Below are 26054 nucleotides of genomic sequence, written 5' to 3'. Positions count from 1 at the left end.
ATGCCCAGTGGCCCCGGAGTGCATGGCGCGCACTCCGGGGCCGACCGGACTCACACCCTTACGGGTTGGTGTTCAACGTCAGTCGTTGACGCAGGCGTTGCCGAAGGCCGGGTTCAGCAGCCCGATCACGGAAATGGTGTTACCGCACACGTTCACCGGAACGTGGACCGGGACCTGGATGACGTTGCCCGAGAGCACGCCGGGGCTGCCGATGGCAGCACCCTGGGCGCCGGCGTCGGCAGAAGCCATACCCGCACCCGCGAGCACGAGACCACCGGTAGCAGCCGCGATTGCGACGACCTTCTTGATCATTATTCCTCCTGGTTGACAAGTGCGGTCCCAGCCGCGGACCGCATCACCTGTAACGAGGAGGGAGTTGGGGGGCTACGAGTGCACGACCCCTTTCACCCTTTCTGGTGAGGTGCGTACACGCTGGCGAATTCGGCTGCCGACAGCGTTCCCGCTGCTCCAGGACCTCAGGAGTGGTCGATGAAGCGGTCGAGCACCCGGGTGCCGAACTTCAGGCCGTCCACCGGTACCCGCTCGTCCACACCGTGGAACATGCCCGCGAAGTCCAGCTCCGGCGGCAGCTTCAGCGGGGCGAAGCCGAAGCAGCGGATACCGAGGTCGTCGAAGGACTTCGCGTCGGTACCGCCGGAGAGCATGTAGGGCACGGCGCGGGCGATCGGGTCCTCGGCCTTGAGCGCGAGCTGGATCGCGTCCACCAGTGAGCCGTCGAAGCTGGTCTCCAGCGCCTTGTCGCCGTGCACGTCCTCGCGCTTGACCCGCGGGCCGAGGATCCGGTCGAGGTCGGCCAGGAACTCGTCCTCGTAGCCGGGCAGGAAGCGTCCGTCCACGTGCGCGGTGGCCTGTCCGGGGATCACGTTCACCTTGTACCCGGCGCCGAGCATGGTCGGAGCGGCGGAGTTCCGCAGGGTGGCGCCGACCATCTTGGCGATCCCGCCGAGCTTGGCGAGCGTCGCCTCCATGTCCTCCGGGTCGAGCGGGGTGCCCAGCGCGTCGGACAGTTCGTCGAGGAAGGACCGCACGGTCTTGGTCACCCGGACCGGCCACTTGTGCCGGCCGAGCCTGCCGACGGCCTCACAGAGCTCGGTGATCGCGTTGTCGTTGTTGGTCATGGACCCGTGTCCCGCCGTGCCGTCCACGGTGAGACGCATCCAGTGCATGCCCTTCTGCGCGGTCTCCACCAGGTAGAGGCGCAGGTTCTCGTTGACGGTGAACGAGAAGCCGCCGACCTCGCCGATCGCCTCGGTGACGCCGTCGAAGAGGTCACGGTGGTTGTCGACGAGGTGGCGGGCCCCGTACGTGCCGCCCGCCTCCTCGTCCGCGAGGAAGGCCAGCACGATGTCGCGCGGGGGCTTGCGTCCGCTGCGCATGCGGTCGCGGACGACCGCGAGGGTCATCGCGTCCATGTCCTTCATGTCGACCGCGCCCCGGCCCCACACGCAGCCGTCCGCGATCTCGCCGGAGAACGGGTCGTGCGTCCAGTCGGCCGCGTTGGCGGGCACCACGTCGGTGTGCCCGTGGATCAGCAGCGCGGGCTTGGAGGGGTCCTCGCCCTCGATCCGGGCCACGGTGGAGGCCCTGCCCTTGTGGGACTCGAAGATCTGCGGTTCCAGCCCGACCTCGGCGAGCTTCTCCGCGATGTACTCGGCGGCGAGCCGCTCCCCGGGGCCCGAGTGGTCGCCGTAGTTGCTGGTGTCGATCCTGATCAGGTCACGACAGAGGTCCACGACCTCATCCTCACCGGAGACGGTCCGAGCCGTGTTGGTCTCGCTCACGCTGCTTCCTTCCACTGTCGCGGTGGTGCTCCCCCTCATCCTCGCGCGCCTGCCCCGCACACCCAAGACCGCCCGCTCCTCGTTACGTGCCTTTCACACGTCATGGGGCGTGATCGAGCACCCCCGAATGTTTGCTATGGTTTTCCACGTCGGAACGGGCCCTGCCCGGTCGGCACACACCCGGTCCGGGTGGCGGAATGGCAGACGCGCTAGCTTGAGGTGCTAGTGCCCTTTATCGGGCGTGGGGGTTCAAGTCCCCCCTCGGACACCAGCAGAAAACCCCCAGGTCACCCTGGGGGTTTTCGCTGTTCCAGGCCCTATTCCTTGATGCGCAGGAAGGTCACGGAGTGCGCCGGGAACGTGTGGGTGAGCACGCGCCCGTCGACCCGCAGGGTCGTCTTCCGTGGCGCCACCTGACGGTCACCGGCGGTGTTCACCGCGTCCGGGGCCGCCTGGAGCGTGGTCAGCCGGGCGGTCCGTGAGGCCGGCCTCGCCCCCAGGTCGATCCTGGTCCTGGCATCCGACGCCTGGGCGTTGACCACCTTGACCACGAGTTCACCGGTGGCGTCGTCCCGGGTGACCACCTGCCGGAAGGGTTCGGCGGGCTTGTCGTCGGTGAAGGTGCCCCACTGCTTCCCGTCGAGGAAGAGGGTGACCTGGCGGCCGCGCACCTGGATCCTGAGGTCGTAGGCGCGTCCCGTCTCGATCTTCGTGCTGTCCTCGGTCATCGTCTGGTTGGCGCCGTCGACCGTCTTCTCCACGGCGGAGCGGGTGTTGCCCCAGCCTCCGAGGTTCCACCAGTACTTGTTCCCGGTGTCCTTGACCCCGAAGGCGACGAGGAAGCCCTCCTTGCCCGCCTTCTTCGTCGCCCTGACCCGCAGGTCGTAGTTCTGCCAGCCGGTGTCGCCGGCCGTGACCAGGGTGTTCTCGGCGCTCTCGTCGGACTGGACGTACGCGCCGTCCTGGACGGCCCAGGCGCCGCGGCCCGCCGCCTTCGTCCACTGCGCGTCCCCGGCGGAGAAGTCGTCGCTCAGCAGCCGGGTGCCGTCCTCGCCGGTGACCTCGACGTCGTCGTACGCGGCACTGGTCGCCCAGGTCGACAGCCCGACGGCGCCGGTGATCGGTGCGGAGACCGCCGGGGTGGTGGACGCGGTGCTCGGCACGACCCGGTCGCCGACGTTGTTCATGAAGAGCTTCTGCACCTCGTAGTTCGCCGACCCCCATGACTTCTCGTTGTCGAACCAGATCATGTCCGGGCGCCACTGCGAGTCGTTCGTGTCGGCGAGCAGCGGGGCGTAGGAGGCGAGCTTCACGACATCAGCGTTGCGTTCGAGGCCGGTCATGAAGGCGGCTTCGGCGAGGGCGTTGGAGAAGCGGTTGTCGAGCGAGGCGTACTCGCCGAGGAACACCTCGGGGCCGTTGCGGTCGTAGGTGTCGTAGCGGGCGTTGTTCTCGAGGAACCACTGCGGGCTGTTGTAGTAGTGCTCGTCGACCATGGCGACGTCCGCGTCCCGGTTGAGCTGCCAGGCGCGGTCGAAGGTGGTGCCGCTGTCGTCCGGGCCGGAGTTGCTGACCACGGTGATGTCCGGGTACCTGGCCTCGATGGCCTCGCGGAACCGGGTGAAGCGGGTGAAGAACTCGTCCGGGAGGTTCTCCTCGTTGCCGACCTCCAGGTGGGTGAGCCCGAACGGGGCGCGGTGGCCCATGGCGGCGCGCTTGGCACCCCAGATGGAGTCGGCCGGGCCGTTGGCGAACTCGATCAGGTCGAGGGTGTCCTGGATGTGCCGTGCCAGCAGTTCGGGGTCGTCGGTCGCCTTGTTCTGGCCGCAGCCGGTGACGAGTGCGGGCACGACGGGCAGCGCCATCGCGCCGATGTCCTCGGCGAACTGGAAGTACTCGTAGTAGCCGAGGCCGTAGGTCTGGTTGTAGCCCCAGAAGTTGGCGTTGACGGGACGCTGCTCGACCGGGCCGATGGTGTCCTTCCACTGGTAGGAGCGCTTGCGCTCCCAGCCGGGCGCCTCGTACGCCTCATGGCTTCCCGTGTTGACGAGGCAGCCGCCCGGGAAGCGCAGGAAGCCGGGTTCCAGTGCGGCTGTCTTCTCCGCGAGGTCCTTGCGGAGGCCGTTGACCCGTCCCTTGTAGGTGTCCCGGGGGAAGAGGGAGATCATGTCGAGCCGTACGGTGCCGCTGCCGCCTGCCGTCACGGTGAGCCTGCCGTCCGCGGCCGCGGTGCGGGCGGTGAGGGTGCCCGTGTACTTCGTCCAGCGGTCTCCGCGCACGGTGATGCGCAGCGGTGCGGTGAGCGCGGTGCCGTCCGCCGCGGTCGCTCCGACGGTCAGCGCGGTGCCCTCGGCCCGGTCGGTGCGTGCCCAGACGGAGAAGTCGTAGCGGGCGCCCTCGCGTATGCGCAGGCCCTCGTTGTAACCGGAGTTGGTCACTCCGAAACCGGCCTGCCCGCCCGCGCCGCCGTCGAGGTCGAGGCGCAGGTACCGGCGGTTGCGTTCGCCCAGGCGCTCGTCGTCGTCCAGGGTCCGGGCCTGCCCCGTACCGCCGGACACCGCGGTCGGGCTCCAGGCGGTCATGGCCGAGTAAGCGGCGTTGTCGGCGCGGTCGTACTCGAAGGACCTGTTCTGGACGAGTTCGGCGTACAGCCCTCCGTCGGCCGCGTGGTTGATGTCTTCGTAGAAGACGCCGTACATCGAGTCGTCGATGGCGGGGCCGGTGCGGTCCGGGTGGACGGTGAGGGAGTAGTCGGTCGGCTCCGCCGCCGGTGCGGCGTCGTCGGCGCGGGCGGGCGCGGCCACCAGCGTTCCGAGGAGGAGCGCGGCGACGGGGACGGTGAGCCGGGGCCACAGTTGCGGGTACGGCATGGATGCTCCAGGGGTTAACTGTTCGATATATCGGACATTGCCCAGAACTTCGAACGCAAGATAGGCAGAGACATGGAACGCGTCAATGCTGCGGACCGGCCACGGCCCGGTCGGCCGGGGGCCGGTTCCGGCGTCAGGCGTCAGGCGTCAGGCGTCAGGCGTCAGGCGTCAGGCGGAGTCGGCCACCGGGATGCCGAAGTCCGGCGTGCCGTCCGCGTTCCAGGCCAGCCGCTGGATCCGGGTGTGCCGATTGGGGTCGTGCAGCGGGTCGCCGGTGATCTCCCGGTACGGCCGTGCGTGGTAGACGAGCACGTCGGTGCGGCCGTCCTCGGCCACGGTGAAGGAGTTGTGGCCCGGACCGTACTGTCCGGTCTCCTCGCTGCTGGTGAAGACGGGCTCCGGGGACTTGGCCCAGGAGGCAGGGTTCATCAGGTCGCTGCGGTCGTCCGCGGTGAGGAGGCCCATGCAGTAGTTGGCATCGGTCGCGCTCGCGGAGTACGTCATGAAGACGCGGCCGTTCCGCTTGATCACCGCGGCTCCTTCGTTGACCTTGAAGCCGACGCACTCCCAGTCGTACTCGGGTGTGCTGAGGCGGATCTGGGGCCCGGTCAGCGTCCACGGGTCGGCCATCCGGGAGAGGAAGAGCCCGGTGTTGTTGTCCAGGCCGGGCTCGTGCTGGGCCCAGACGAGGTAGCGGTCTCCCCGGTGGGTGAAGGTGTGGGCGTCGAGCGAGAACGTGTCCCAGGCCGTGGTGAGCTGCCCCTTCTCGGTCCAGGTGCCGCGGAAGGGGTCGGCGCTCGCGTTCTCCAGCACCCAGATCCGTATCTTCCAGACGTCGTCCGCGGGCGCCGAGGCGAAGTAGACGTACCACTTGCCGCCGATGCGGTGGAGTTCCGGCGCCCAGATGTGGGCGGCCATGTCCCCGGTGGCGTGCCGTGTCCAGATCACCGCTTCCTCGGCGGTGCTCAGGCCGTGCAGGGTGCGGGAGGACCGCAGGATGATCCGGTCGTACTCGGGGGCGCTGGCGGTGAAGTAGTAGCGGCCGTCGGTGTGCCGGGTGATGTGCGGGTCGGCGCGTTGCTCGACCAGTGGATTGCGGTACGGGGCGCGTGGCGCCGCGGCGTGGGCGACGCCGGGTACGGCGGTGAGGGCTCCCGCGCCCAGGGCTCCCCTCAGCACGGCCCTGCGGCTGGGCACTTCGGCATGGTTCACGGCGATCGCCTTTCGTCGGGGTGCGGGGTCAGCGGACCGTGCGCGGCGCAAGGAGCTGCTGGGCGCGCAGTTCACCGAGGACGAGCGCGGCGTACTCGGTGGCGCCGCGCGTGGAGGTGTGGGTGTTGTCGCGCTTCTCGTCGTAGAGGTAGAGGGCCTTGGAGGCCTCGGGGCCGAGCTCCTCGACGCGCGCCTTGGTCAGGGCGGTGAGGTCGACGAGCGGGGTGTCCTGCTCGGCGGCGAGGGTGCGCACCTCGGCGGGCAGGTCCACGCCGAGGCCGTTGACGATCAGCGCGGTGCCGTTGTCGAGCGTGCCGTCGGTGTTGAACCAGCGGCGGACGATCGGGGTGACGAGCACGGGCCGGCCGCCCTCGGCGCGTACGCCCTCGATCATCGCGGTGAGGTTGGCCCGGTAGGTGTCGCGGTCGGTCTGCTTGTCGTTGTGGGCGAGCTGGATGAGGACGAGGTCGCCGCGGTGGATACGGGCCCGGAGGGCGGGGAACAGGGCCGGGTTGTCCCGGAAGGTCTGCGAGCTCTCCCCGGAGTCGGCGTAGTTGGCGACGGAGAGCCGGTCCGTGAGGTACTGCGGGAGCTGCTGCCCCCAGCCCGAGTAGGGCTCGCCGGGCTGGTCGCAGACGGTGGAGTCGCCCGCGAGGAGGATCTGGGGCGTGCGGACCCGCTCGACCCGGAGTCCCGCGAGCCGCGGTGCCGCGCCGCCGAAGGCGAGGTCCAGTCCGGGGCTGCCGACCGGCCCGGTGGGCTCGCCCTCCGGCTCGCGCACATCCACCGTGAAGCTGCGGCGCACGGTCTCACCGGCGGCGTTCGGGGTCTCGGCGAGCACGGTTCTGCGGGTCTCGGCGGTGACCGCCGTCGAGCCGGCCTCCGCACCCCCGAGGAGGACCCTGACCCGGTACGTGCCGGGGGTGACGTCGAAGTGGCAGACGACCGGGGCCGTCCCGGTGCAGCGGTCCAGGCCGTCCGGCCCGGCCGCGGTGCGGTTCTGGGCCACCGCGGGAGTGACCGCGAGGGCGGTCAGGGCGGCAGCGGCGGTGCAGGCGGCCAGCAGGACGGTTCCGGCTCGGCGCATGGCGAGGCTCCTCGGGGTGGGGCGACAGCGGATTGAATGGATTCAGCGGGCAGGACCCTACGCGGGTCGGCAAGCGCTTTCTACAGTGCGTACGGATTCGTCCGCGACCCTTGACGGGGGCCCTCGGCACCCCTAGCGTCGGTCCGATTTGACGAACAGCGTCCGGTATTCCGAACAACGTCGGGAGAGTCATGCGTCCGCACCCCGCGAGAAGAGCCCTTGCCCCTCTGCTGCCTCTCCTGTCCCTCGTCGTCGGCCTGCTCGCCTTCCCGGGCAGCAGCCCCGCCCACGCCGGATCCGCGGGGATCAGCGACGGGGCAGCCACCGCGCGGGCCGCGGCCGCACTCACGGTGCACGGCCTCGACGACGTGCGCGGCAATCTGACGCTGCCCGCCACGGGCACCCACGGCACCACCGTCACCTGGAGATCGCAGAAGCCCCGGGTCATCGACGCGACAGGCATCGTGCACCGCCCGGAACCCGGTGCGGGACCGACGAGCGTGGAGCTCACCGCCGTGGTCACCCGGGGCAGGGCGGCCGCCCGCCGTACCTTCACCGCCGCCGTGCCCGAACTGCCGCAGGAGCGGGCGTACACCGGCTACGCCATGAGCTACTTCACCGGCGAGGGCACCGAGGACGGCGAGCAGATACGGATGTCGCTCAGCCGGGGCGACGACGCGCTGCACTGGCAGGAGCTGAACGGCGGCAGGCCGGTGCTCACTTCGGACCTCGGTACCAAGGGGCTCCGCGACCCGTTCGTCATCCGCTCCCCGGAGGGCGACAAGTTCTACCAGATCGCCACCGACCTGCGGATGTACGGCGGCACGGGCGGCAGCTGGGACCAGGTCCAGCGCACCGGCAGCAGGTCGGTCATGGTCTGGGAGTCCACGGACCTGGTGAACTGGACCGACCGGCGCCTGGTGGAGGTCGCGCCCGAAACCGCCGGCAACACCTGGGCTCCGGAGGCGTACTACGACGAGGAGCTCGGCTCGTACGTCGTCTTCTGGGCCTCCAAGATCTACGCGGCGGACGACCCGGAGCACACCGGCAGCACGTACAACAAGATGCTGTACGCGACCACGCGTGACTTCCGCACCTTCACCGAGCCGGAGGTGTGGCACGACCCCGGGTACTCGGTCATCGACTCGACGGTCATCCGCCACGACGGCAGTTACTACCGTTTCACCAAGGACGAGCGGAACCCGTCGTCGGACACCCCGTGCTCCAAGTTCATCACGGCGGAGAAGTCGCAGGACCTCACCTCCCGTTCGTACGGCTTCGTGGCCGACTGCATCGGCAAGGGCTCGGTCGACCGCGGTGAGGGCCCAGCGGTCTTCAGGTCCAACACCGAGGAGAAGTGGTACCTCCTCATCGACGAGTTCGGCGGGCGCGGCTACGTGCCGTTCGAGACGGACGACCTCGACTCGGGCAGGTGGACGATGTCCACGGACTACGCACTCCCGGCGGGCGCCCGGCACGGCACCGTGCTTCCGGTCACGCAGGAGGAGTACGAGCGGCTGCTCGGCTCCTGACGGCCGGGCGGTGCCATGATGGGCAGTCCCCCAGGCCCCACCCATGACAAGGACCGACGCGATGAGAGGACGGGCGAAGCCCCCCGCCGCCCCGCTGCCCCAGCGCGACGGGATCGATCCGGTGCGGGTGAGGCTGCCGGAGGACCCGGACGGGGTCTGGGGATGCGTCCGCGACCATCTGCTGGACCGGTTCGCGGGGGCGGTCGGCGCACAGCGGGTGGACGCGATGCTCGCCGAGGGGCTGTTCGTCGGGGCCGACGGCGGTGCGGTGCGTGGCGACGAGCCGTACACAGCGGGCCGGTACCTCTGGTTCCACCGGGATTTCGCGCCGGAGGAGCCGGTGCCGTTCCCCGTCGGTGTGGTGTACCGCGACGAGCACCTCGTCATCGCGGACAAGCCGCACTTCCTCGCCACCACTCCGCGCGGCCGGCACATCACCGAGACGGCGGTGGCCCGGCTGCGCAGGGAGCTGGATCTGCCGGAGCTGCAGCCCGCCCACCGGCTCGACCGGCTGACTGCGGGCCTCGTCCTGTTCGTCGTACGGCCCGGGGAGCGGGGGGCGTACCAGACGCTGTTCCGGGACCGGCTGGTGCGCAAGGAGTACGAGGCGGTGGCACCGTACGACCCGGGTGTGGCACTCCCCCGCACCGTGCGCAGCCGGATCGTCAAGGAGCGCGGGGTCATCGCCGCGCGCGAGGAGCCGGGCGAGGCGAACAGCGAGAGCCGGATCGAGCTTCTGGAGCACCGGGGCGGCCTCGGCCGCTACCGGCTGCTGCCCGCCACGGGGCGCACCCATCAGCTCCGGGTCCATATGAACGCGCTGGGGCTGCCGCTCGTCCACGATCCCGTCTATCCGGTGGTGGAGCCGGAGCGGGACCGCGACGACTACACGCGGCCCCTGCAACTGCTGGCCAGGGTGCTGGAGTTCACCGACCCGGTCACGGGCTGTCCGCACCGCTTCGAGAGCGGGCTGCGGCTCACCGCGTGGCCGGACCGGTGAACCCGGCCCGGGTCAGTGGCCCCGGGCGATCCATTCGTCCAGGTGCGGGGCCTCGCCGCCGATCGTGGTGGAGTCTCCGTGTCCGGTACGCACGACGGTCTCGGGCGGGAGTCCGAGCAGCCGGTCCCTGATCGAGTCGACGATCGTCGGGAAGTGGGAGAAGGACCGTCCGGTGGCCCCGGGCCCGCCGTGGAACAGGGTGTCACCGGTGAAGACGGTGGCCAGGTCCGGGGCGTAGAGGCAGACCGCGCCGGGCGCGTGGCCCGGGGTGTGCAGGACCGACAGGCGTGTTCCGGCGATCTCCAGCTCCTGGCCGTCGGCCAGTTCGGCGTCGGGGGTGCGGTCCGGGTGGGTCTGCTTCCACAGCGGCAGGTCGTCGGGGTGCAGGAGGATCGGTGCGCCGGTCGCGTCGGCGAGGGCGGGGGCCGCGTCGATGTGGTCGTTGTGCGCGTGGGTGCAGATGATGGCGCGCAGCGTACGGCCGCCGAGTGCGGCCTCGATGGCGAAGGCGTCGTGGGCGGCGTCGATGACGACCGCCTCGGTCTCGTCGCCGATGACCCAGACGTTGTTGTCGACGTCCCACTCGCCGCCGTCGAGGGCGAAGGTGCCGGAGGTGACGAGGTGGTCGATGCGGGCGGTCATCAGAACACCACCACCGAACGCAGGACGTCGCCGTCGTGCATACGGGCGAAGGCCTGTTCGATGTCGCCGAGTCCGATCGTCTCGGTGACGAACGCGCCGAGGTCGATGCGGCCCTGCTGGTGCAGGTCGATGAGCATGGGGAAGTCGCGCGAGGGCAGACAGTCGCCGTACCAGGAGGACTTGAGCGAGCCGCCGCGGCCGAACACGTCGAGCAGCGGGAGTTCGAGCTGCATCTCCGGGGTGGGGACGCCGACGAGGACGACGGTGCCTGCGAGGTCGCGGGCGTAGAAGGCCTGCTTGTACGTCTCCGGGCGGCCGACGGCCTCGATGACGACGTCCGCGCCGTTGCCGTCGGTCAGTGCCCGGATCGCCTCGACGGGGTCGTCGGAGCGCGAGTTGACGGTGTGCGTGGCGCCCATCTTCTTCGCCGTCTCCAGCTTGCGGTCGTCGATGTCGACCGCGATGATCTTCGCCGCGCCCGCGAGCCGGGCGCCGGCGATCGCCGCGTCGCCGACACCGCCGCAGCCGATGACGGCGACGGAGTCGCCGCGGCCGACCTGGCCGGTGTTGATGGCGGCGCCGATGCCCGCCATGACACCGCAGCCGAGCAGTCCGGCGACGGCCGGGGAGACCTCGGGGTCGACCTTGGTGCACTGGCCGGCCGCGACGAGGGTCTTCTCGGCGAAGGCGCCGATCCCGAGTGCCGGGGAGAGTTCCGTGCCGTCCAGCAGGGTCATCTTCTGCACGGCGTTGTGCGTGTCGAAGCAGTACCAGGGGCGGCCGCGCAGACACGCGCGGCACTGTCCGCACACCGCACGCCAGTTGAGGACGACGAAGTCGCCGGGCGCGACGTCGCTGACGCCCTCACCGACGGACTCCACGATGCCCGCGGCCTCGTGGCCGAGGAGGAACGGGAAGTCGTCGTTGATCCCGCCCTGCTTGTAGTGCAGGTCGGTGTGGCAGACGCCGCACGCCTGGATCTTCACGACCGCCTCGCCGGGCCCGGGGTCCGGGATCACGATGGTCTCGACCCGTACCGGCTCGTTCTTCCCCGGTGCGATGACCCCTTGCACCTGCTGCGCCATACCGTGGTCTCCCTGTTTCCGAGTGGGGCTCCTGCGAAGGTTGATCACGGACAACCGTACGCCCCGGAGGGTGCCGCGTCGGCACCCTCGGAGCGTCGCGTTCCTCGGAGGACGTCCGGTGTCAGGCCTCGGAGTCGTGGACCTTCCGGCCGCCGACGTATGTCCGCAGCACACGCGTCCCGCCGATCTCCTCGGACGGGTTCGCGTACGGGTCGCGGTCCAGGACCACCAGGTCGGCGAGGGCTCCGGCGCGGAGTGAGCCGGTGTCGTCGAGGTGGTTCACGTGGGCGGATCCCGCCGTGTACGCGGCGATGGCGGCCGTGAGCGGGATGCGCTGTTCGGGGAGGAAGACCGGGCCTTCGCCATCCGGTGCGATCCGGTTGACCGCGGTGTGGATGCCGTGCAGCGGATCGGCGCTGCTGACGGGCCAGTCGCTGCCCGCCGCGACGGTGGCGCCGGATCGCAGGAGGGCTCCGAACGGGTACTGGAGGGCGGCCCTGCCGGCGCCGAGGAAGGGGATGGTCAGCTCGTCCATCTGCGGTTCGTGGGCGGCCCACAGCGGCTGGATGTTGGCCGTGGCGCCGAGCTCCCGGAACCGGGGGATGTCGTCGGGGTGGACGACCTGGAGGTGGGCGAGGTGGGGTCGGGTGTCGGTGCGTCCGTTGACGGCGCGGGCGGCCTCCACGGCGTCCAGTGCCTCGCGTACGGCGCGGTCGCCGAGAGCGTGGAAGTGGGCCTGGAAGCCGAGGGCGTCGAGGGCGGTGACGTATCCGCGCAGCTCGACGGGGTCGATGAAGCTGGTGCCGCTGTTCGTGGAGGCGCAGCCGCAGGCGTCGAGGTACGGGGTGAGGAGGGCGGCCGTGCCGGTCTCGGCGACCCCGTCCAGCATGATCTTGACGGATCCGGCCCGGAACGGGCCGGTGCTCAGCTCCGTCCGTCTGGCGGCCAGCTCGGGTATCTGCTCGGCGCCGCGGTCGCGGTCCCACCAGAGTGCGCCGACGACCCGGGCGGTGAGCGATCCGTCGCGGGCGGCGGTGAGATAGGCGTCGGCGGCGTCGTCCATCGAGCCGTAGGAGCCGACGATCGCGTCCTGCCAGGCGGTGATGCCGTACCCGTGGAGGATCCGCTGGGCCCGCAGCAGCGCGGCGAGCCGGTCGGCCGGGGTGGAACGCGGGGTGAGCCGGGCGACCAGGTCCATGGCTCCCTCCTGGAGGAGGCCGGTGGGCTCGCCCCTCCCGTCGCGCTCGATGCGCCCGTCGGCGGGTTCGGGGGTGTCCCGGGTGATGCCGGCGATCTCGAGGGCGCGGGTGTTGACCCAGGCCCCGTGGTGGTCGCGGTTGACGAGGTAGGCGGGGCGGTCGGGTACGGCGGTGTCGAGCAGGTCCCTGGTCGGGGCGCCGCCCTCGAAGGCGTCCATGGACCAGCCGCCGCCGGTGATCCATTCACGGTCGGGGTGGCTGTCGGCGTAGGCGCGTACGGCAGCGACGGTGGCCGGTGCCGTACGGGCGTCCGTGAGGTCGCACTGGGCCATCTCCAGTCCGGCGGTGACCGGGTGGATGTGGGCGTCCTGGAAGCCGGGGACGAGCAGGCGGCCGGCGAGGTCGACGACCTCAGTCCTCGGCCCGATGAGCGCGCGGACCTCGTCGTGGCCGACGGCGGTGATCCGGTCGCCGGTGACGGCGACGGTGGTGGCACGGGTGCCGGCCGCGTCCATCGTGAGGACGGGGCCGCCGCTGAGGACGAGGTCGGCGGGGGTGTGGTGCATGGGTGTTCCGTTTCGTTCCGTCTGCGGGGTGGATGGTGGGGTGTGCGGTGCTCGGTCAGACCGTTTCGGGGACGGCGGGCGCGGTGGAGCGGCCGGTGACGAAGTAGGGGGATTTCCTGACCCACTTGGCCCAGGCCGCCGCGATCACGCCGGTCAGCAGCATGACGGCGGGACAGAAGAGCATGAACCAGCCGTTGTCCGGGCTGATCTCGAAGTGGTCGGCGGAGGTGTAGAAGGTCCAGCACAGGTAGCCGCCGAGGCCGAGCAGGACGACGGCGCTGAGGACGGGGAGGACCACTGCACGCAGGGCCTCGGACAGGCTCTCGCGCAGGGCGCCGCGGAAACGGGCGGCGGCGGCCAGGGCGGTCAGCGCGTAGTAGAGGGACACGACGACGCCGATCGCGTTGACGGAGGCCAGGATGAGGTCGCCCACCTTCGGGATGACCAGGGAGAGGACGGCCACGGCGGCGGCGACGCAGCCGATGGCGACGGTCCCGGCCGCGGGGGTCCCGTAACGGGGGCTGACCTTGGTCCAGAGCGGGCCGAGCGTACGGTCGCGGCCCATCGCGAACATGCCGCGGACGGTGGGTATCACCCCCGACTGGAGGGACGCGATCGCGGAGAACGTCAGGGCGATCAGCGGGAGTGCGGCGAGCGGCTGGTCGGCGAGCCGCTCACCGAAGTAGGTGAGGCCCTGGGCTCCGTGCGCGGTCAACTCGTCGAGGGAGAGGACGCGTTGGAAGGCGAAGGAGCCGAGCAGGAAGAGGCCGAGCATGGTGAAGAGGGTGATGAGCCCGGCCTTGGAGGCATCCTCGGGGTCGCGGACCTCCTCGGTGACGCTGAACGAGGACTCGAAGCCCCAGTAGCAGAAGACGGAGAGCAGGAGCCCCTGGGCGAGCTGCTGTCCCGACGGGATGGTGAACGGGTTGAGCCAGTCCAGGCTGAACGGGTGCGGTCCCGCGACGAGCCCGTATCCGCAGAAGCCGAGCAGGACGACGTACTCGAAGACGAGCAGGTACTTCTGGAAGGTGGCGGCGGACCGGAGGCCGGTGATCGCGGTAAAGGTGACGGCCACCAGGACGACGATGCCGAGAGCGGTCGCCTGTGCCGTGGAGTCGGGGTCGAGCCGGAGGCCCGCGAGCTCGTGCAGGCCGCCCTCGCCGGCGAGTTGGAGGAGGGCGGAGCCGGTGACGGTCGTGGTGTACGAGAGGAAGACGACCGTGGAGACGATGCCGATCCAGCCGGTGAGGAAGCCCAGCCAGGGGCTGAGGGAGCGGCCGACCCAGACGTAGCCGCTGCCCATGTTCGGCTCGACCCTGTTGAGCCGTGAGTAGGCGCTCGCGATACCGAGGATCGGCAGGAAGGCGAGCAGCATGATGATCGGGAGGTGCAGGCCGACGGCGGCCGCGGTGACACCGAGGCCGATGCCGATGCTGGTGGTGGCCGCGGTGGAGGAGGCGGCGATGGCCACGCCGTCGACGACGCCGAGGCTCTTCCTCAGGGCGTCGGGGGGCTGCGTGGCGGGTGGGTCGCTGCCGTACGGGGTTCGTGAGGCCTTCACGGTCACTCCTTCGCCGAGGGGCGCGGTTCGGCCCCGATGGCGGCACATCGAACTCTCCGGCGGGTTCACACGTCAACGCTGTTGTCATAAGGTGCGGCTCATGGGAGCGAGCGAGCGGGTGGTGCCGGAGGGGGCGCGTCGGCGCAGGCGCCCCACCAAGGGGGGCACGGTCCTGTCCGAGCAGCTGATCGTGGAGACGACGCTCAGGCTGATCGGGGAGCACGGGGCCGCGGCGCTGACGGTGCGGCGGCTCGGTGCCGCGCTGGGGTGTGATCCGAGTGCCGTCTACCGGTACTTCAAGGACACGGACGAGCTGTTGCTGGCGGTGGCCGACGAGTTGATCGGCCGTACGCTGAACAGCTGGCGTCCCACCGGCGACTGGCGGGCCGATCTGCGGGCGCTGGGGCTGAGGATGCACGCGGACTACATGGCGCATCCGCAGGCGGCGATGCTGGCCTGTGCCCGGGTGACGGGCCGCAGGCACGAGATCCGGTCGGTGGACGCGATCCTCGGGGTGCTGCGCGGGGCGGGCTTCCCCGATGCGGAGGCGGTGCGGATCTACCACGTGTTCGTCGACCAGACGCTGTCGTTCGCCGCCCTGGACGCGTCGACGCTGGCGCTTCCGGTGCGGGCGCGCGAGCTGGAGGCGCGGGCGTGGCGGGAGACGTACGCGCGGATGCCGGCCGAGACGCATCCGCACATCGCGGCGACCTCGGGGGTGCTGGTCGCCGAGATGGACCGCAGCGGGTACCCGGCGGCGCTGGAGATGGTGCTGGCGGCGGCCGCGGGGCGGTTGGCGCACGTGCTCGAAGGATCGGGCCCGCCCGGCGCCTGAGGGCGGGGCTCAGGGCGCGAGCACGTCCAGTTCGTGGAGGGCGCCCACCGCGATCTCCTTCGTCAGGCGTTCCGCGGCTGCCGCGTCCCCCTCGCGGACCGCCTCGGCCAGGCGTACGTGGAGGGTGACGGCCGCGGGGTCGGGGTCCTCGAACATCACCTGGTGGTGGGTACGCCCGGCGAGGACCTCGGCGACGACATCGCCGAGCCGCGCGAACATCTCGTTGCCGGAGGCGTTGAGCACGATGCGGTGGAAGGCGATGTCGTGCCGCAGATAGCCCTCCAGCTGCTGGCCGCGCGAGGTGGCGACCATGCCGAGGGCGCATTCGGTGAGGGCGGCGCACTGTTCGGCGGTGGCGTGCCGGGCGGCGAGTCCGGCGGCGACGGGTTCGACGGCGGACCTCAGCACGGTGAGGGAGCGCAGCTGCCGGGGGCGGTCGGAGCCGGCCAGCCGCCAGCGGATGACCTGGGGGTCGTAGACGTTCCACTCCTCGGTGGGCCGCACGGTCACGCCGACCCGGCGGCGGGACTCGACCAGGTGCATGGACTCCAGGACGCGGATCACTTCGCGTACGACGGTGCGGGACACCTCGAAGCGCTGTGCCAGCTCGTCGGTGCGCAGGACCCGGCCGGGCGGGAAGTCCCCCGCGGCGATCTCCAGACCCAGGGCGTCCAGCACATGTGTATGCAGCCCCTGGCCCTGTGTGGTCATGCCCACAAGCCTACGGGGCGGCCTGCAGGAACAAAAAGTACGACGTTTATGTCACAGCCACTTGAATAAGTCGTACGTAATGAGTTTCAGTAGCGCGACGGACCGATGTCGAAGAAGACAGCGAGGCACCAATGAGCACCCCCCACGTCGTCGTGGTGATGGGCGTAGCAGGGACCGGAAAGACCACGATCGGCCCCCTGCTCGCCGCCGAACTCGGCGTTCCCTACGCCGAGGGCGACGACTTCCACCCGCCGGCCAACATCGCCAAGATGTCGGCGGGTACCCCGCTGGACGACAACGACCGCTGGCCCTGGCTGGACGCGATCGGCCAGTGGGCCCACGGCCGGGCGGGGCTCGGCGGAGTCGTCAGCAGCTCGGCGCTCAAGCGGGTCTACCGTGACCGGCTGCGCGCCGAAGCCCCTGGTGCCGTCTTCCTCCATCTGACCGGCGACCGGGCACTCATCGAGCGCCGGATGGCGGACCGCAAGGGCCACTTCATGCCGACCGCACTGCTCGACTCCCAGTTCGCGACCCTGCAGGAGCTGCAGGAGGACGAGGCGGGCGTGGCGGTGGACGTGTCCGGAACCCCCGAAGAAATAACCGACCGGGCCGTCGCCGCGTTGCGCCGGCTCGATTCCTAAGGATCACCGTGAGCAGTCTCAGCGTCGAGATGCTGGCAGCGGATGCCGTCGAGCCGATCACCTCGGCCGGCAACGCGCAGTTGGGCATCGCCGTCCTGGCGGGCATCGCCGTCATCGTCGTACTCATCACCAAGTTCAAGGTGCACGCCTTCCTGGCGCTGACCATCGGCTCGCTGGCGCTCGGCGTCTTCGCGGGTGCCCCGCTGGACAAGACGATCACCAGCTTCTCCACGGGCCTCGGCGCCACCGTCGCCAGTGTCGGTGTGCTGATCGCGCTCGGCGCGATCCTGGGCAAGCTGCTCGCCGACTCGGGCGGCGCCGACCAGATCGTCGACACGATTCTCGCGAAGGCGAGCGGGCGCGCCATGCCCTGGGCGATGGTGCTGATCGCCTCGATCATCGGTCTGCCGCTGTTCTTCGAGGTCGGCATCGTGCTGCTGATCCCGGTGGTGCTGCTGGTCGCCAAGCGCGGCAACTACTCCCTGATGCGGATCGGTATCCCCGCGCTCGCCGGGCTCTCGGTGATGCACGGTCTGATCCCGCCGCACCCCGGCCCGCTGGTCGCCATCGACGCACTCGACGCCAACCTGGGCGTCACGCTGGCGCTGGGTGTCCTCGTCGCCGTCCCGACCGTGATCATCGCGGGCCCGGTCTTCTCCCGGTACGCCGCCCGCTGGGTGGACATCCAGGCGCCGGAGAAGATGATCCCCGAGCGCCCCTCGGAGGACCTGGACCGCCGCCCCGGCTTCGGCGCCACCCTGGCCACCGTGCTGCTGCCCGTCGTCCTGATGCTGGCCAAGGCCCTCGTCGAGATCGTGGTGGACAACCCGGAGAACCACGTCCAGCGGGTCACCGATGTGATCGGTTCGCCGCTGATCGCCCTGCTCGCCGCGGTGATCGTCGGTATGTTCACGCTGGGCCGGGCCGCCGGGTTCACCAAGGCGCGGCTCTCCACGACCGTCGAGAAGTCGCTCGCCCCGATCGCCGGCGTGCTGATGATCGTCGGTGCCGGCGGTGGCTTCAAGACGACCCTCATCGACGCCGGTGTGGGCCAGATGATCCTCGAGTTCTCCGAGAACTGGTCGATACCCGCCCTGCTGCTCGGCTGGCTGATCGCCGTGGCGATCCGCCTGGCGACGGGTTCGGCGACCGTGGCCACCATCTCGGCGGCCGGCCTCGTCGCTCCGCTGGCGGCCGGCATGTCCACCCCGGAGGCGGCCCTGCTCGTCCTCGCCGTCGGTGCGGGCTCGCTCTTCTTCAGCCACGTCAACGACGCGGGGTTCTGGCTGGTGAAGGAGTACTTCGGCATGGACGTCGGCCAGACGATCAAGACCTGGTCGGTGATGGAGACCATCATCTCCGTCGTCTCGCTGGGCTTCATCCTGCTGCTGTCGCTGGTCCTGTAACTACTCCTCCGGATCCCGCCACAACGGGTGCTCGGTGCGGGCCCAAGGGCGCTCGACCGACCCGGTGCGCATGCCACGGCGTGCCTCCGGGTCGGCGAGCGCCATTGCCGTATGTCCGGCCAGGACGATGCCGATCGCGAGTGCCAGCCAGTCGTGCACGAAGGTCGCGCCCGTGCGCCACACCAGCGGGGCGAGGTCCGTGAACCACATCAGCAGGCCGGTGCCGAGCATCACGAGCACGGCGCCGGCGATCCAGGCGGCGTAGAGCTTCTGGCCCGCGTTGAACTTCCCGGCCGGCCGGGCTCCGGGCGTGCGGTCGCGGCGCAGCGCGGCCTTCAGCCACTGCCGGTCGTGCGGTCCGAACCGGTTGAGCCGGGAGAGGTCGGCGCGCAGGGCGCGGGAGACCAGCCCGGCGAGCAGCGGTACGGGGACGAGCAGCCCGGACCATTCGTGGACGGTGACCACGAGGTGGCGGCGGCCGACGAGTTCGGCGAGCTGGGGGACGTACAGGAAGGCCGCGGTGGCCACGCAGAGCAGCGTCAGCCAGGCGGTGGTGCGGTGCACCCAGCGCTCGGCGCGGGTGAAGCGGCGGATCCTCGTGGGGTGTTCAGACGGTGGGGGCGTCGTCGCGGCCGTTGGACCGGCCGACCCAGGCGTCGACGTCATAGCCGAGCTCCTCCCAGTAGCCGGGGCGTACGGCGTCGGTGACGGTGATCCCGGAGAGCCATTTCGCCGATTTGTAGAAGTACATCGGTGCCACGTAGAGCCGGACGGGGCCGCCGTGCGAGTGGGTGACCGGCTTGTCCTGCATGCGCAGCGCGACCAGGACGTCTGCGCGGCGGGCCTGTTCCAGGGTCAGGCTCTCGCTGTAGGCGCCGTCGAAGCAGGTGAAGCGGACCGCCTTCGCCCCGGGGCGTACTCCTGCCGCGTCCAGCAGCGCGGACAGCCTGACCCCCTCGAACGGGGTCTCGGGGACCCGCCAGCCGGTGACGCACTGGACATCGCGCACCAGGCGGGTCTGCGGGAGGGCCTTCAGGGAGTCCAGCGTGTAGGTGGCGGGGCGGTCGACCAGGCCGTCCACGGTGAGGCGGTAGTCGGCTGCGGTCTTCTCCGGTACGGATGTGGCGACGGAGTAGTAGCGGAAACCGCCGCCGTTGGGCAGGAGCCCGGTCAGCCCGGTGGGGTCCTTGTCGGCGACCGCTCCGAGCCCGGTCTCCAGCCCCCGCTGGAGGACGGGGGCGGCGACCACCCCGGCGGCGCCCAGGCCGAGCATGGCCAGGACCAGGCGGCGGCCGACGGGCGCGCCTTCGGCACGGCTGCCGTCTGGGGGATCTTCGCTGTCGGGAGGGCGACTGTTCACCCGCCCATTCGAACACCCGCGGCCGCCCGTCACCAGGGGCCGCGGGTGTTCGTCACCACCGGGTAAGAATTACCGGGGGTCCGTCGTGCTCTCCGCGGCCTTCTCCAGCTGGAACGCCTCGTTGCCGAGGCCGATCCTGGCGTGCACCTCGGGCTTCGTGGAGCGCAGCACCGCCCCGTACACCAGGCCGCCGACGAGCGCGACGCCGATGACGCCGGGCAGCAGCCAGTTGAGTACGGAGCCGGGGCCCGAGCCGACCAGTACGTCGAAGTCACGGACGGTGAACACCGCGATGGCCAGCAGCGCGATTCCGGCGAGGCCGGAGGCCACGAGCCGGGGTGCCTGGGCGCGGCCGGCGCCGCGGCGTACGAAGAAGGCGATCACGGCGAAGGAGGCCGCCGCCATCAGCAGGATCACTCCGAGCGCGCCGACGTTGCCCATCCACGTGAACAGCTGCAGGACGGGCGCCGTGGGGTCACCGACCGGGTAGTCGTCCGTGAAGGCGAAGGCCAGCACGATCACGACGGAGATCACGGACTGGAGCAGCGAGCCGGTGGCGGGCGCGCCGCTGGTCTTGCTGGTCCGGCCGAAGCCCGCCGGAAGCAGGCCCTCACGGCCCATGGCGAAGGCGTAGCGGGCGACCACGTTGTGGAAGCTGAGCAGTGCGGCGAACATGCCCGTGACGAAGAGGACGTGCAGGACGTCCGTGAAGGTGGTGCCGAGCCTCTCCTCGGTGAGGCCGAAGAGCATGCCCGGGCCCTCCTTGAGGGAGGTGTCCGAGATGGAGCCGGGGCCCGCGGCGACGGTCAGCGCCCAGGAGCTCACCGCGAGGAACAGGGCTGCGTAGCCGACGGCCAGGAACATGACCCGGGACACGACGACCTGCGGGCGGCTGGTCTCCTCCGCGTACACGGGGGCCTGCTCGAAGCCGACGAACGCGGCTATGCAGAAGCAGAGCGCGGTGCCGAGCCCCGCGCCGGTGAGGGTGTCGGGGTTGAACGCGTGGAAGGACAGGCCTTCGGGGCCGGGCTTGCTCACGGCGGCGATGTCGAAGATGACGACCAGGGCGCACTCGATGACGAGCAGGACGCCGAGCACCTTGGCGTTGAGGTCGATCTTCAGCCAGCCGAGGACACCGACGACGGCCACCGAGACGAGGGCGGGAAGCCACCAGGGCATCTCGATGTCGAGATAGGTGGCGAAGAGGCCGGAGACCTCGAAGCCGAGGATGCCGTAGATGCCGACCTGCATGGCGCTGTACGCGACCAGCGCGACGAGCGAGGCGCCCGCGCCGGCCGTCGGGCCGAGACCGCGGGCGATGTAGGCATAGAACGCACCGGCGTTGTGGACGTGCCGGCTCATCTCCGCGTAACCGACGCTGAACAGCATGAGGACGATGCCGAGGACGACGTAGAGCAGCGGCTGCCCGACGATGCCCATCACACCGAAGACCGTGGGCATCACCCCGGCGACGACCATCAGCGGGGCGCTGGCCGCGAGGACCGAGAGCAGCAGTCCGGGGGTGCCGAGCCGGTCGGCGCGCAGGGCGCGTTCCTCCCCCTTGTAGGTGTTGATCCCGCCGGTGTCGCCGGTTGTCCTGGCCGTTCCGGTCCCGGTCGTATCTGTTCTGCCCGTCGACATGGCGGGGGTGGTCCCTTCGTTGAGAGCAACGTGCATCACGGGGTACCGAGCGCGTAGTTGCGCGCGGCAAGAAATGCGGGGTGCGGATCGCGGCCGGAGTACGACCAGGGGGCCGCGGTCGCGTGGGGGCCGATGCGGTGGAAGAGGGCGGCGGCCTCGGCGGGGCGGCCCTCGCAGATCTTGGCGTGGGCAAGGAAGTTGAGGTCGACGTGGTGGCGGGGGTGGTCCTCGCGCTCCCATTCCAGCCACCAGTCGAAGGCGGCCTTCATGACCTGCCTGGCCCGGCGGCCGGTCCAGTGCCCCGAGCCCGCCGGGTCGTCGGACACGCTGCCCGCCGCGGCCAGGACGCGGTAGCGCTCGGCGTGCGCGACGACGGGGAGTACGGCGAGCGGCGAGTCGGCCGGGGCCTGTTCGGCCGCCCAGGCGGCGAAGTCGTAGACCTCGTGGAGCGGGTCGTCGCCCCCGGGGTCGGTCTCGGCCAGCAGGGCCGTCATCAGGTGGTGCGCCTGGTGGTGTTCGGGGTGGCGGGACCGGATCGCCTCGAACTGCCTGGCGGTCTCCTCCCGGGTGCCGTGCGTGCGGTCGAGCAGCATCAGGCCCAGCCAGGGCGTCGGGTCCGCAGGGTCGAGCCGGGCAGCGCCCAGGCAGGCTTCGCGGGCCTTCTCCCGTTCACCGGCACCGGACTTGGGACCCAGGGCCCTGGTGACGGTGGCACAGGCAAGGAGGGTGGCGGCGTCGGGGCTGTCCGGTTCGGCGAGCAGCCACTCGCGTGCCCAGCCCGCCGCGGACGGGGTGGCTGCGAGTGCGAGGACACGGTGGCCGCGGCGATCCCAGTCGGTGTCGGTGGCGACGAGGAGGGAGCGGGCCCTGGCCCACCGGCCCTGGGCGAACTGACCTCGTACGTCGATCAGTTCGCTGTCGTCGAGAGCCGGGTCGAAGGCGTGGTCCGAGCGCCCGCCCTTGCGGCGGGCGCGGCCCAGGGGCGGCGGAGGCGGGGACATCCGCAGGCTTCCTTTTTTCGACGCGGTGCGCGAGTTGGTTCGACGCTGTGTGCGAGCAAACGATCGCGCACAGCAAAGCGGTAGGTAATGCTCCACGTCAAGGGCGGCCCTTCAACAACTGCATGCGTGAGCCACGCAGTTGATGGTCACGGGTCGTGGTCTGAACCATTCGTGCAGCTCGTCGCGGGGGTGGCGGAGACACGGGAACGGCCGGGGTGACGCGTGCCACACTGCCGTCATGGAGAACCGTGAACCGCTCAAACCCTTCCTCCTCGCCTTCCCCGGACCGCTGCGCGACCGGCTGGTGGCGGCCGTGCTCTCCGGCGAGAAGGTGTCGACGTCGGGGCTGCTCGCGGAGTACGAGGTGGAGAAGGAGGACCTTCCGCCGGTGGGTGAGCGGTCCGCGCTGATCGACTCCCGGGGGCGGGAGGTCGCCGCAGTGGAGCTGACGGAGGTGCGCGTGGTGGCGCTGGGCTCAATCGGCCTTCAGCACGCACTCGACGAGGGCGAGGGGTACACATCGGTCGCCCAGTGGCGGGCGGGTCACGAGGCGTTCTGGCACAGCGAGGAGATGCGGGAGGCCCTGGGGGACCCGGCGTTCACCGTGGACGACGACACGAAGATCGTCGTGGAGAGGTTCCGGGTGGTGGAGCGGTGGGAGTGACGGGGCGGGAGTGACGGGGCGGGGCGGGGGCGGGAGTGACGGTGCCCGGCCCGGCCCCGCGCGCCGGCGCGGCCGGAACCCGGACCGGGAGCCGGGATCACACGGCGGGGAGCGCGTAGAGCTTCTTGCCGTGCATCACGGCCAGCCGCTTGCCCGCCGCCACCACGTACCACTGCTGGATGTCGCCGGTTCTGTCGTTGTAGGTCCAGCGCAGCTTCCCGGTCGTCGCGTCGAAGGAGTGCACGCCCCCGTCCTTGTCGAACTCGGTCGCGCCGTAAAGGGTGTTGTTCACCTTGGCGAACTGCCATGCCTGCGTGGCCGTGTCCCGCAGATCCTCGTTGTGCCAGATCTGCTTGCCCGTCGCGGGATCCACCGCCCACAAGCTGCGGGCGGTGTCGGAGGCGTAGAGCACCCCGTCCAGGACGTGCGGGTCGCTGAAGGTGCTGAACTCGCTCGTCGTGAGGGACCAGCGCTCCTTGCCGTCGGCCAGTGCGAACGCCCGCAGACGCTGTCCGTCCGCCACGATCACCAGCTCCCCGTGCACGGCGAAGCGACGGTGGCTGGACCGGCTGATCTTCTTGGTCCACACCTGTCGGCCCGTCGCCGTGTCGCGGACGGTCACGTTCTCCCGGTAGTCCGTGTAGACGAGGCGGTTGCCCACGGTCGCGGCGGTGATGCCGTACTCCTCGGTGCCCGTGTCGCGCCGCTCACGCCAGGCGACCTTGCCGGAGGCGGTGTCGATCGCGGCGATCACGTTGTCGGGCGAGGTGAAGTCCTTCTCCAGGATGCCGGCGAGGACGTACACATGGCGGTCGTCCGCCGCGATCGGGCGCGGCTGTTCGTACTTCTTGCCCAGCCGGCTCCGCCAGGTCTCCTTGCCGGTGGCGGGATCCAGGCCCACGACGTCACCGTCGTACTCGCCGCTCGCGAGGTACAGCGTCCCGCCGCCGAGGACGAGTTTCGCGCCGGGTGTGGTGACGCCGGCGCGGGACCACTTCTGCTTTCCGGTGACCGCGTCGCGTCCGACCAGCGGGTCGCCCGACACCAGGACCACGTCCCCGGCCACCGCGAGCGCGCCGTCGCCGGCGAGGTTGCTGTTCGCCGCGTTCTGCTGCCACAGCGGCTCGGGGGCGGTGCCCGGTGGCGGGGTCGTGAAGCGGTCACCGTTCTTGCCCCCGCCCGGCGTCGGGCTGCCTCCCGGCTCGGCCGCCTCCCCCTCGGGACCGCATCCCACCGCCCCGGCGCCGATCACGGCCAGGCCAAGGCCTGTCCCCGCCAGCCTGAGTATGTGCCTGCGCGAAACCGCGTACCCGCCACGTTCGACCACGTCTGTTCCTGTCCCGTCCGCTGTTCCGACGCCCCCCGGGGACGCTTGAGCGCCGCAAGGCTAGTCGTCGGATTTCGGCCGGACGCCGGACGGTACGGAATCGGGACAGGGCCGTGAAGCTCCCGTCGCCCCGTCACAGAACGCCTGACGGGCCGTCCGCCCGGCCGGATGCCTCGGCCGGTCAACGCAGCCGGTCAGCGCAGCCGGTCGCCTCAGCCGGTCGCCTCGGCCGCCGCCCGGCCCGCCGCGCGGCCCGAGAAGATGCAGCCGCCGAGGAAGGTGCCCTCCAGGGAGCGGTAGCCGTGGACCCCGCCGCCGCCGAAGCCGGCCGCCTCGCCCGCCGCGTACACACCGGGAAGCGGGGTGCCGTCCGCCGTCAGGACCCGGGAGGACAGATCCGTCTCCAGGCCTCCCAGGGACTTGCGGGTGAGGATGTTGAGCCGGACGGCGATCAGCGGCCCCGCCTCGGGGTCGAGGATGCGGTGCGGCTTGGCCGTACGGATCAGCCGGTCGCCCAGGTAGGCGCGGGCGCCGTTGATCGCCGTGATCTGGAGGTCCTTGGTGAAGGGATTGGCGACCTCCCGGTCCCGGGCGGTGATCTCGCGGCGCAGGTCGTCCTCGTCGATCAGCGGCTCGTCGGTCAGTGCGTTCATCCCGCGGACCAGCGCGCCGAGGTCCTTCTCGACGACGAAGTCCACGCCCTTGTCCATGAACGCCCTGACCGGCGCGGGGACCTCGGCGCGCGCTCTGCCGATCACGTCGCGGACCGACTTTCCGGTCAGGTCGGGGTTCTGCTCGGAGCCGGAGAGCGCGAACTCCTTCCCGATGATCTTCTGGTCGAGGACGAACCAGGTGTAGCCGTACCCGGACTTCATGATGTGTTCGAGGGTGCCCAGCGTGTCGAAGCCGGGAAAGAGCGGGACCGGCAGCCGCTTCCCGCGCGCGTCCAGCCAGAGCGAGGACGGGCCGGGCAGGATCCGGATGCCGTGCTTGGCCCAGATCGGGTTCCAGTTCTCGATGCCCTCGGTGTAGTGCCACATCCGGTCGCGGTTGATGTGATGGGCGCCGGCCTCCTCGGTGATGCCCAGCATCAGCCCGTCTACGTGGGCGGGCACCCCGGAGAGCAGCTTCTCGGGCGGGGTGCCGAGCCGCTCGGGCCACTGGGCGCGTACGAGATCGTGGTTGCCGCCGATGCCGCCCGAGGTGACGATCACGGCCTGCGCCTTCAGCTCGAAGGCGCCGGTGACCTCGCGGCTGCTGGCCGTGCCCCGCTCGGCGCCGCTCGCGTCGAGGAGCTCGCCGGTGACGGTGTCGATCGCCCCGGCCGAGCGGCCGAGGCCGGTGACCCGGTGACGGAACCGCAGCTGGACGAGGCCCTTCGCGACGCCTTCGCGCACACGCCGTTCGAAGGGGGCGACGACACCGGGTCCGGTGCCCCAGGTGATGTGGAAGCGGGGGACGGAGTTGCCGTGGCCGTTCGCGTCGTAACCGCCCCGTTCGGCCCAGCCGACGACGGGGAAGAGCCGCAGCCCCTGGTCGTGGAGCCAGGACCGCTTCTCACCGGCCGCGAAGTCGACGTACGCCTCGGCCCACTTGCGCGGCCAGTGGTCCTCCTTGCGGTCGAAGCCCGCCGTGCCGTACCAGTCCTGGAGAGCCAGCTCGTGGCTGTCCTTGATCCGCAGCCGGCGCTGCTCGGGCGAGTCGACGAGGAAGAGGCCGCCGAAGGACCAGTGCGCCTGGCCGCCTATGGACTGTTCGGGCTCCTGGTCCAGCAGGATCACCGTCCGGCCCGCGTCGACGAGCTCGGCGGTGGCCACCAGACCCGCGAGTCCGGCCCCGATCACGATCACATCAGCGTCGTACGCCATGGTTCCATCCTTCGGGGCGATGCCGTGCGGTGCACGAAGTTACT

At 70.7% G+C, this 26054-nt stretch carries 21 protein-coding genes, 1 tRNA gene and 1 pseudogene; 7 read left to right on the top strand and 16 right to left on the bottom strand.

The features are described 5' to 3' along the window. Window positions 1-78: 78 nt before the first annotated feature. Both chpH and OG257_RS30705 read right to left on the bottom strand, forming a co-directional pair. Window positions 79-312 (bottom strand): chaplin ChpH, encoded by a 234-nt coding sequence (chpH, locus tag OG257_RS30710; RefSeq protein ID WP_329212748.1) that lies wholly within the window; start codon window positions 310-312, stop codon window positions 79-81. A gap of 164 nt (window positions 313-476) precedes the next feature. After that, entirely contained in the window at window positions 477-1802 is a 1326-nt protein-coding gene (locus OG257_RS30705; protein ID WP_329212747.1) for a M20/M25/M40 family metallo-hydrolase, read from the bottom strand. Window positions 1803-1985: 183 nt separating this feature from the next. Between OG257_RS30705 and OG257_RS30700 the strand changes: the two genes are divergently transcribed. Beyond that, window positions 1986-2073: transfer RNA gene (locus OG257_RS30700), tRNA-Leu, on the top strand. Between the two features lie 46 nt (window positions 2074-2119). Here the strand turns inward: OG257_RS30700 and OG257_RS30695 are convergent. The 3 genes from OG257_RS30695 to OG257_RS30685 form a co-directional block, all read right to left on the bottom strand. Then, on the bottom strand, window positions 2120-4672 hold the full coding sequence (locus tag OG257_RS30695) for an alpha-L-arabinofuranosidase C-terminal domain-containing protein (RefSeq protein WP_329212746.1): 2553 nt from the start codon (window positions 4670-4672) through the stop codon (window positions 2120-2122). 168 nt (window positions 4673-4840) lie between these two features. Further along, entirely contained in the window at window positions 4841-5884 is a 1044-nt protein-coding gene (locus OG257_RS30690) for a glycoside hydrolase family 43 protein (protein ID WP_329212745.1), read from the bottom strand. A gap of 28 nt (window positions 5885-5912) precedes the next feature. Next, entirely contained in the window at window positions 5913-6971 is a 1059-nt protein-coding gene (locus OG257_RS30685) for a rhamnogalacturonan acetylesterase (RefSeq protein WP_329212744.1), read from the bottom strand. 311 nt (window positions 6972-7282) lie between these two features. Here OG257_RS30685 and OG257_RS30680 point away from each other — a divergent pair. Both OG257_RS30680 and OG257_RS30675 read left to right on the top strand, forming a co-directional pair. Next, window positions 7283-8494: pseudogene (locus tag OG257_RS30680) on the top strand (immunoglobulin-like domain-containing protein); the annotation flags it as partial. A gap of 70 nt (window positions 8495-8564) precedes the next feature. Then, complete coding sequence (locus tag OG257_RS30675) at window positions 8565-9503, top strand: RluA family pseudouridine synthase (RefSeq protein WP_329212743.1); 939 nt, start codon at window positions 8565-8567, stop codon at window positions 9501-9503. Between the two features lie 12 nt (window positions 9504-9515). Here the strand turns inward: OG257_RS30675 and OG257_RS30670 are convergent, their stop codons facing one another. From OG257_RS30670 to OG257_RS30655, 4 genes are all read right to left on the bottom strand, one after another. Continuing rightward, a complete protein-coding gene (locus tag OG257_RS30670; protein ID WP_329212742.1) occupies window positions 9516-10145 on the bottom strand; it encodes an MBL fold metallo-hydrolase in 630 nt (209 codons plus the stop codon). Next, window positions 10145-11230 (bottom strand): S-(hydroxymethyl)mycothiol dehydrogenase, encoded by a 1086-nt coding sequence (locus OG257_RS30665; protein WP_329212741.1) that lies wholly within the window; start codon window positions 11228-11230, stop codon window positions 10145-10147. The genes OG257_RS30670 and OG257_RS30665 overlap by 1 nt, the downstream gene beginning before the upstream one ends. 121 nt (window positions 11231-11351) lie before the next feature. Further along, the gene (locus OG257_RS30660) at window positions 11352-12995 is read right to left on the bottom strand and encodes an amidohydrolase (RefSeq protein WP_329212740.1); all 1644 of its coding nucleotides are present in this window, start codon (window positions 12993-12995) and stop codon (window positions 11352-11354) included. A gap of 55 nt (window positions 12996-13050) precedes the next feature. Next, complete coding sequence (locus tag OG257_RS30655) at window positions 13051-14604, bottom strand: APC family permease (protein WP_443054584.1); 1554 nt, start codon at window positions 14602-14604, stop codon at window positions 13051-13053. Window positions 14605-14656: 52 nt separating this feature from the next. Here OG257_RS30655 and OG257_RS30650 point away from each other — a divergent pair, with 52 nt between their 5' ends. Next, window positions 14657-15391: a TetR/AcrR family transcriptional regulator gene (locus tag OG257_RS30650; protein ID WP_329212738.1), complete on the top strand. Its 735-nt coding sequence runs from the start codon at window positions 14657-14659 to the stop codon at window positions 15389-15391. 9 nt (window positions 15392-15400) lie between these two features. On the opposite strand, the gene OG257_RS30645 is transcribed toward OG257_RS30650, so the two are convergent. Beyond that, a complete protein-coding gene (locus tag OG257_RS30645; RefSeq protein ID WP_329212737.1) occupies window positions 15401-16102 on the bottom strand; it encodes a FadR/GntR family transcriptional regulator in 702 nt (233 codons plus the stop codon). Between the two features lie 131 nt (window positions 16103-16233). Here OG257_RS30645 and OG257_RS30640 point away from each other — a divergent pair, with 131 nt between their 5' ends. Further along, the gene (locus tag OG257_RS30640; protein WP_329212736.1) at window positions 16234-16743 is read left to right on the top strand and encodes a gluconokinase; all 510 of its coding nucleotides are present in this window, start codon (window positions 16234-16236) and stop codon (window positions 16741-16743) included. Window positions 16744-16751: 8 nt separating this feature from the next. Beyond that, window positions 16752-18149, top strand: a complete 1398-nt coding sequence (locus OG257_RS30635; protein ID WP_329212735.1) for a GntP family permease — start codon at window positions 16752-16754, stop codon at window positions 18147-18149. Here OG257_RS30635 and OG257_RS30630 read toward each other — a convergent pair whose 3' ends face one another. From OG257_RS30630 to OG257_RS30615, 4 genes are all read right to left on the bottom strand, one after another. Continuing rightward, a complete protein-coding gene (locus OG257_RS30630) occupies window positions 18150-18815 on the bottom strand; it encodes a cytochrome b/b6 domain-containing protein (protein WP_329212734.1) in 666 nt (221 codons plus the stop codon). Beyond that, complete coding sequence (locus tag OG257_RS30625) at window positions 18757-19509, bottom strand: molybdopterin-dependent oxidoreductase (RefSeq protein ID WP_443054506.1); 753 nt, start codon at window positions 19507-19509, stop codon at window positions 18757-18759. Before OG257_RS30625 ends, OG257_RS30630 begins: the two co-directional genes overlap by 59 nt. A 69-nt stretch (window positions 19510-19578) precedes the next feature. Next, the gene (locus tag OG257_RS30620; RefSeq protein ID WP_329212733.1) at window positions 19579-21150 is read right to left on the bottom strand and encodes an APC family permease; all 1572 of its coding nucleotides are present in this window, start codon (window positions 21148-21150) and stop codon (window positions 19579-19581) included. Window positions 21151-21185: 35 nt separating this feature from the next. Next, on the bottom strand, window positions 21186-22151 hold the full coding sequence (locus OG257_RS30615; RefSeq protein ID WP_329212732.1) for a hypothetical protein: 966 nt from the start codon (window positions 22149-22151) through the stop codon (window positions 21186-21188). A 238-nt stretch (window positions 22152-22389) separates the two neighbouring features. Between OG257_RS30615 and OG257_RS30610 the strand changes: the two genes are divergently transcribed. After that, the gene (locus tag OG257_RS30610) at window positions 22390-22815 is read left to right on the top strand and encodes an ASCH domain-containing protein (RefSeq protein WP_329212731.1); all 426 of its coding nucleotides are present in this window, start codon (window positions 22390-22392) and stop codon (window positions 22813-22815) included. 97 nt (window positions 22816-22912) lie between these two features. Here OG257_RS30610 and OG257_RS30605 read toward each other — a convergent pair whose 3' ends face one another. Beyond that, window positions 22913-24142: a PQQ-binding-like beta-propeller repeat protein gene (locus tag OG257_RS30605; protein ID WP_329212730.1), complete on the bottom strand. Its 1230-nt coding sequence runs from the start codon at window positions 24140-24142 to the stop codon at window positions 22913-22915. 212 nt (window positions 24143-24354) lie between these two features. Continuing rightward, on the bottom strand, window positions 24355-26010 hold the full coding sequence (locus OG257_RS30600; RefSeq protein WP_329212729.1) for an FAD-binding dehydrogenase: 1656 nt from the start codon (window positions 26008-26010) through the stop codon (window positions 24355-24357). Window positions 26011-26054: the final 44 nt, after the last annotated feature.

The sequence above is a fragment of the Streptomyces sp. NBC_00683 genome (assembly GCF_036226745.1).
Classification (GTDB): Bacteria; Actinomycetota; Actinomycetes; order Streptomycetales; family Streptomycetaceae; genus Streptomyces.
The sequence above is the reverse complement of the archived record's forward strand: the minus strand, read 5'-3'. Positions and strand labels throughout refer to the sequence as shown.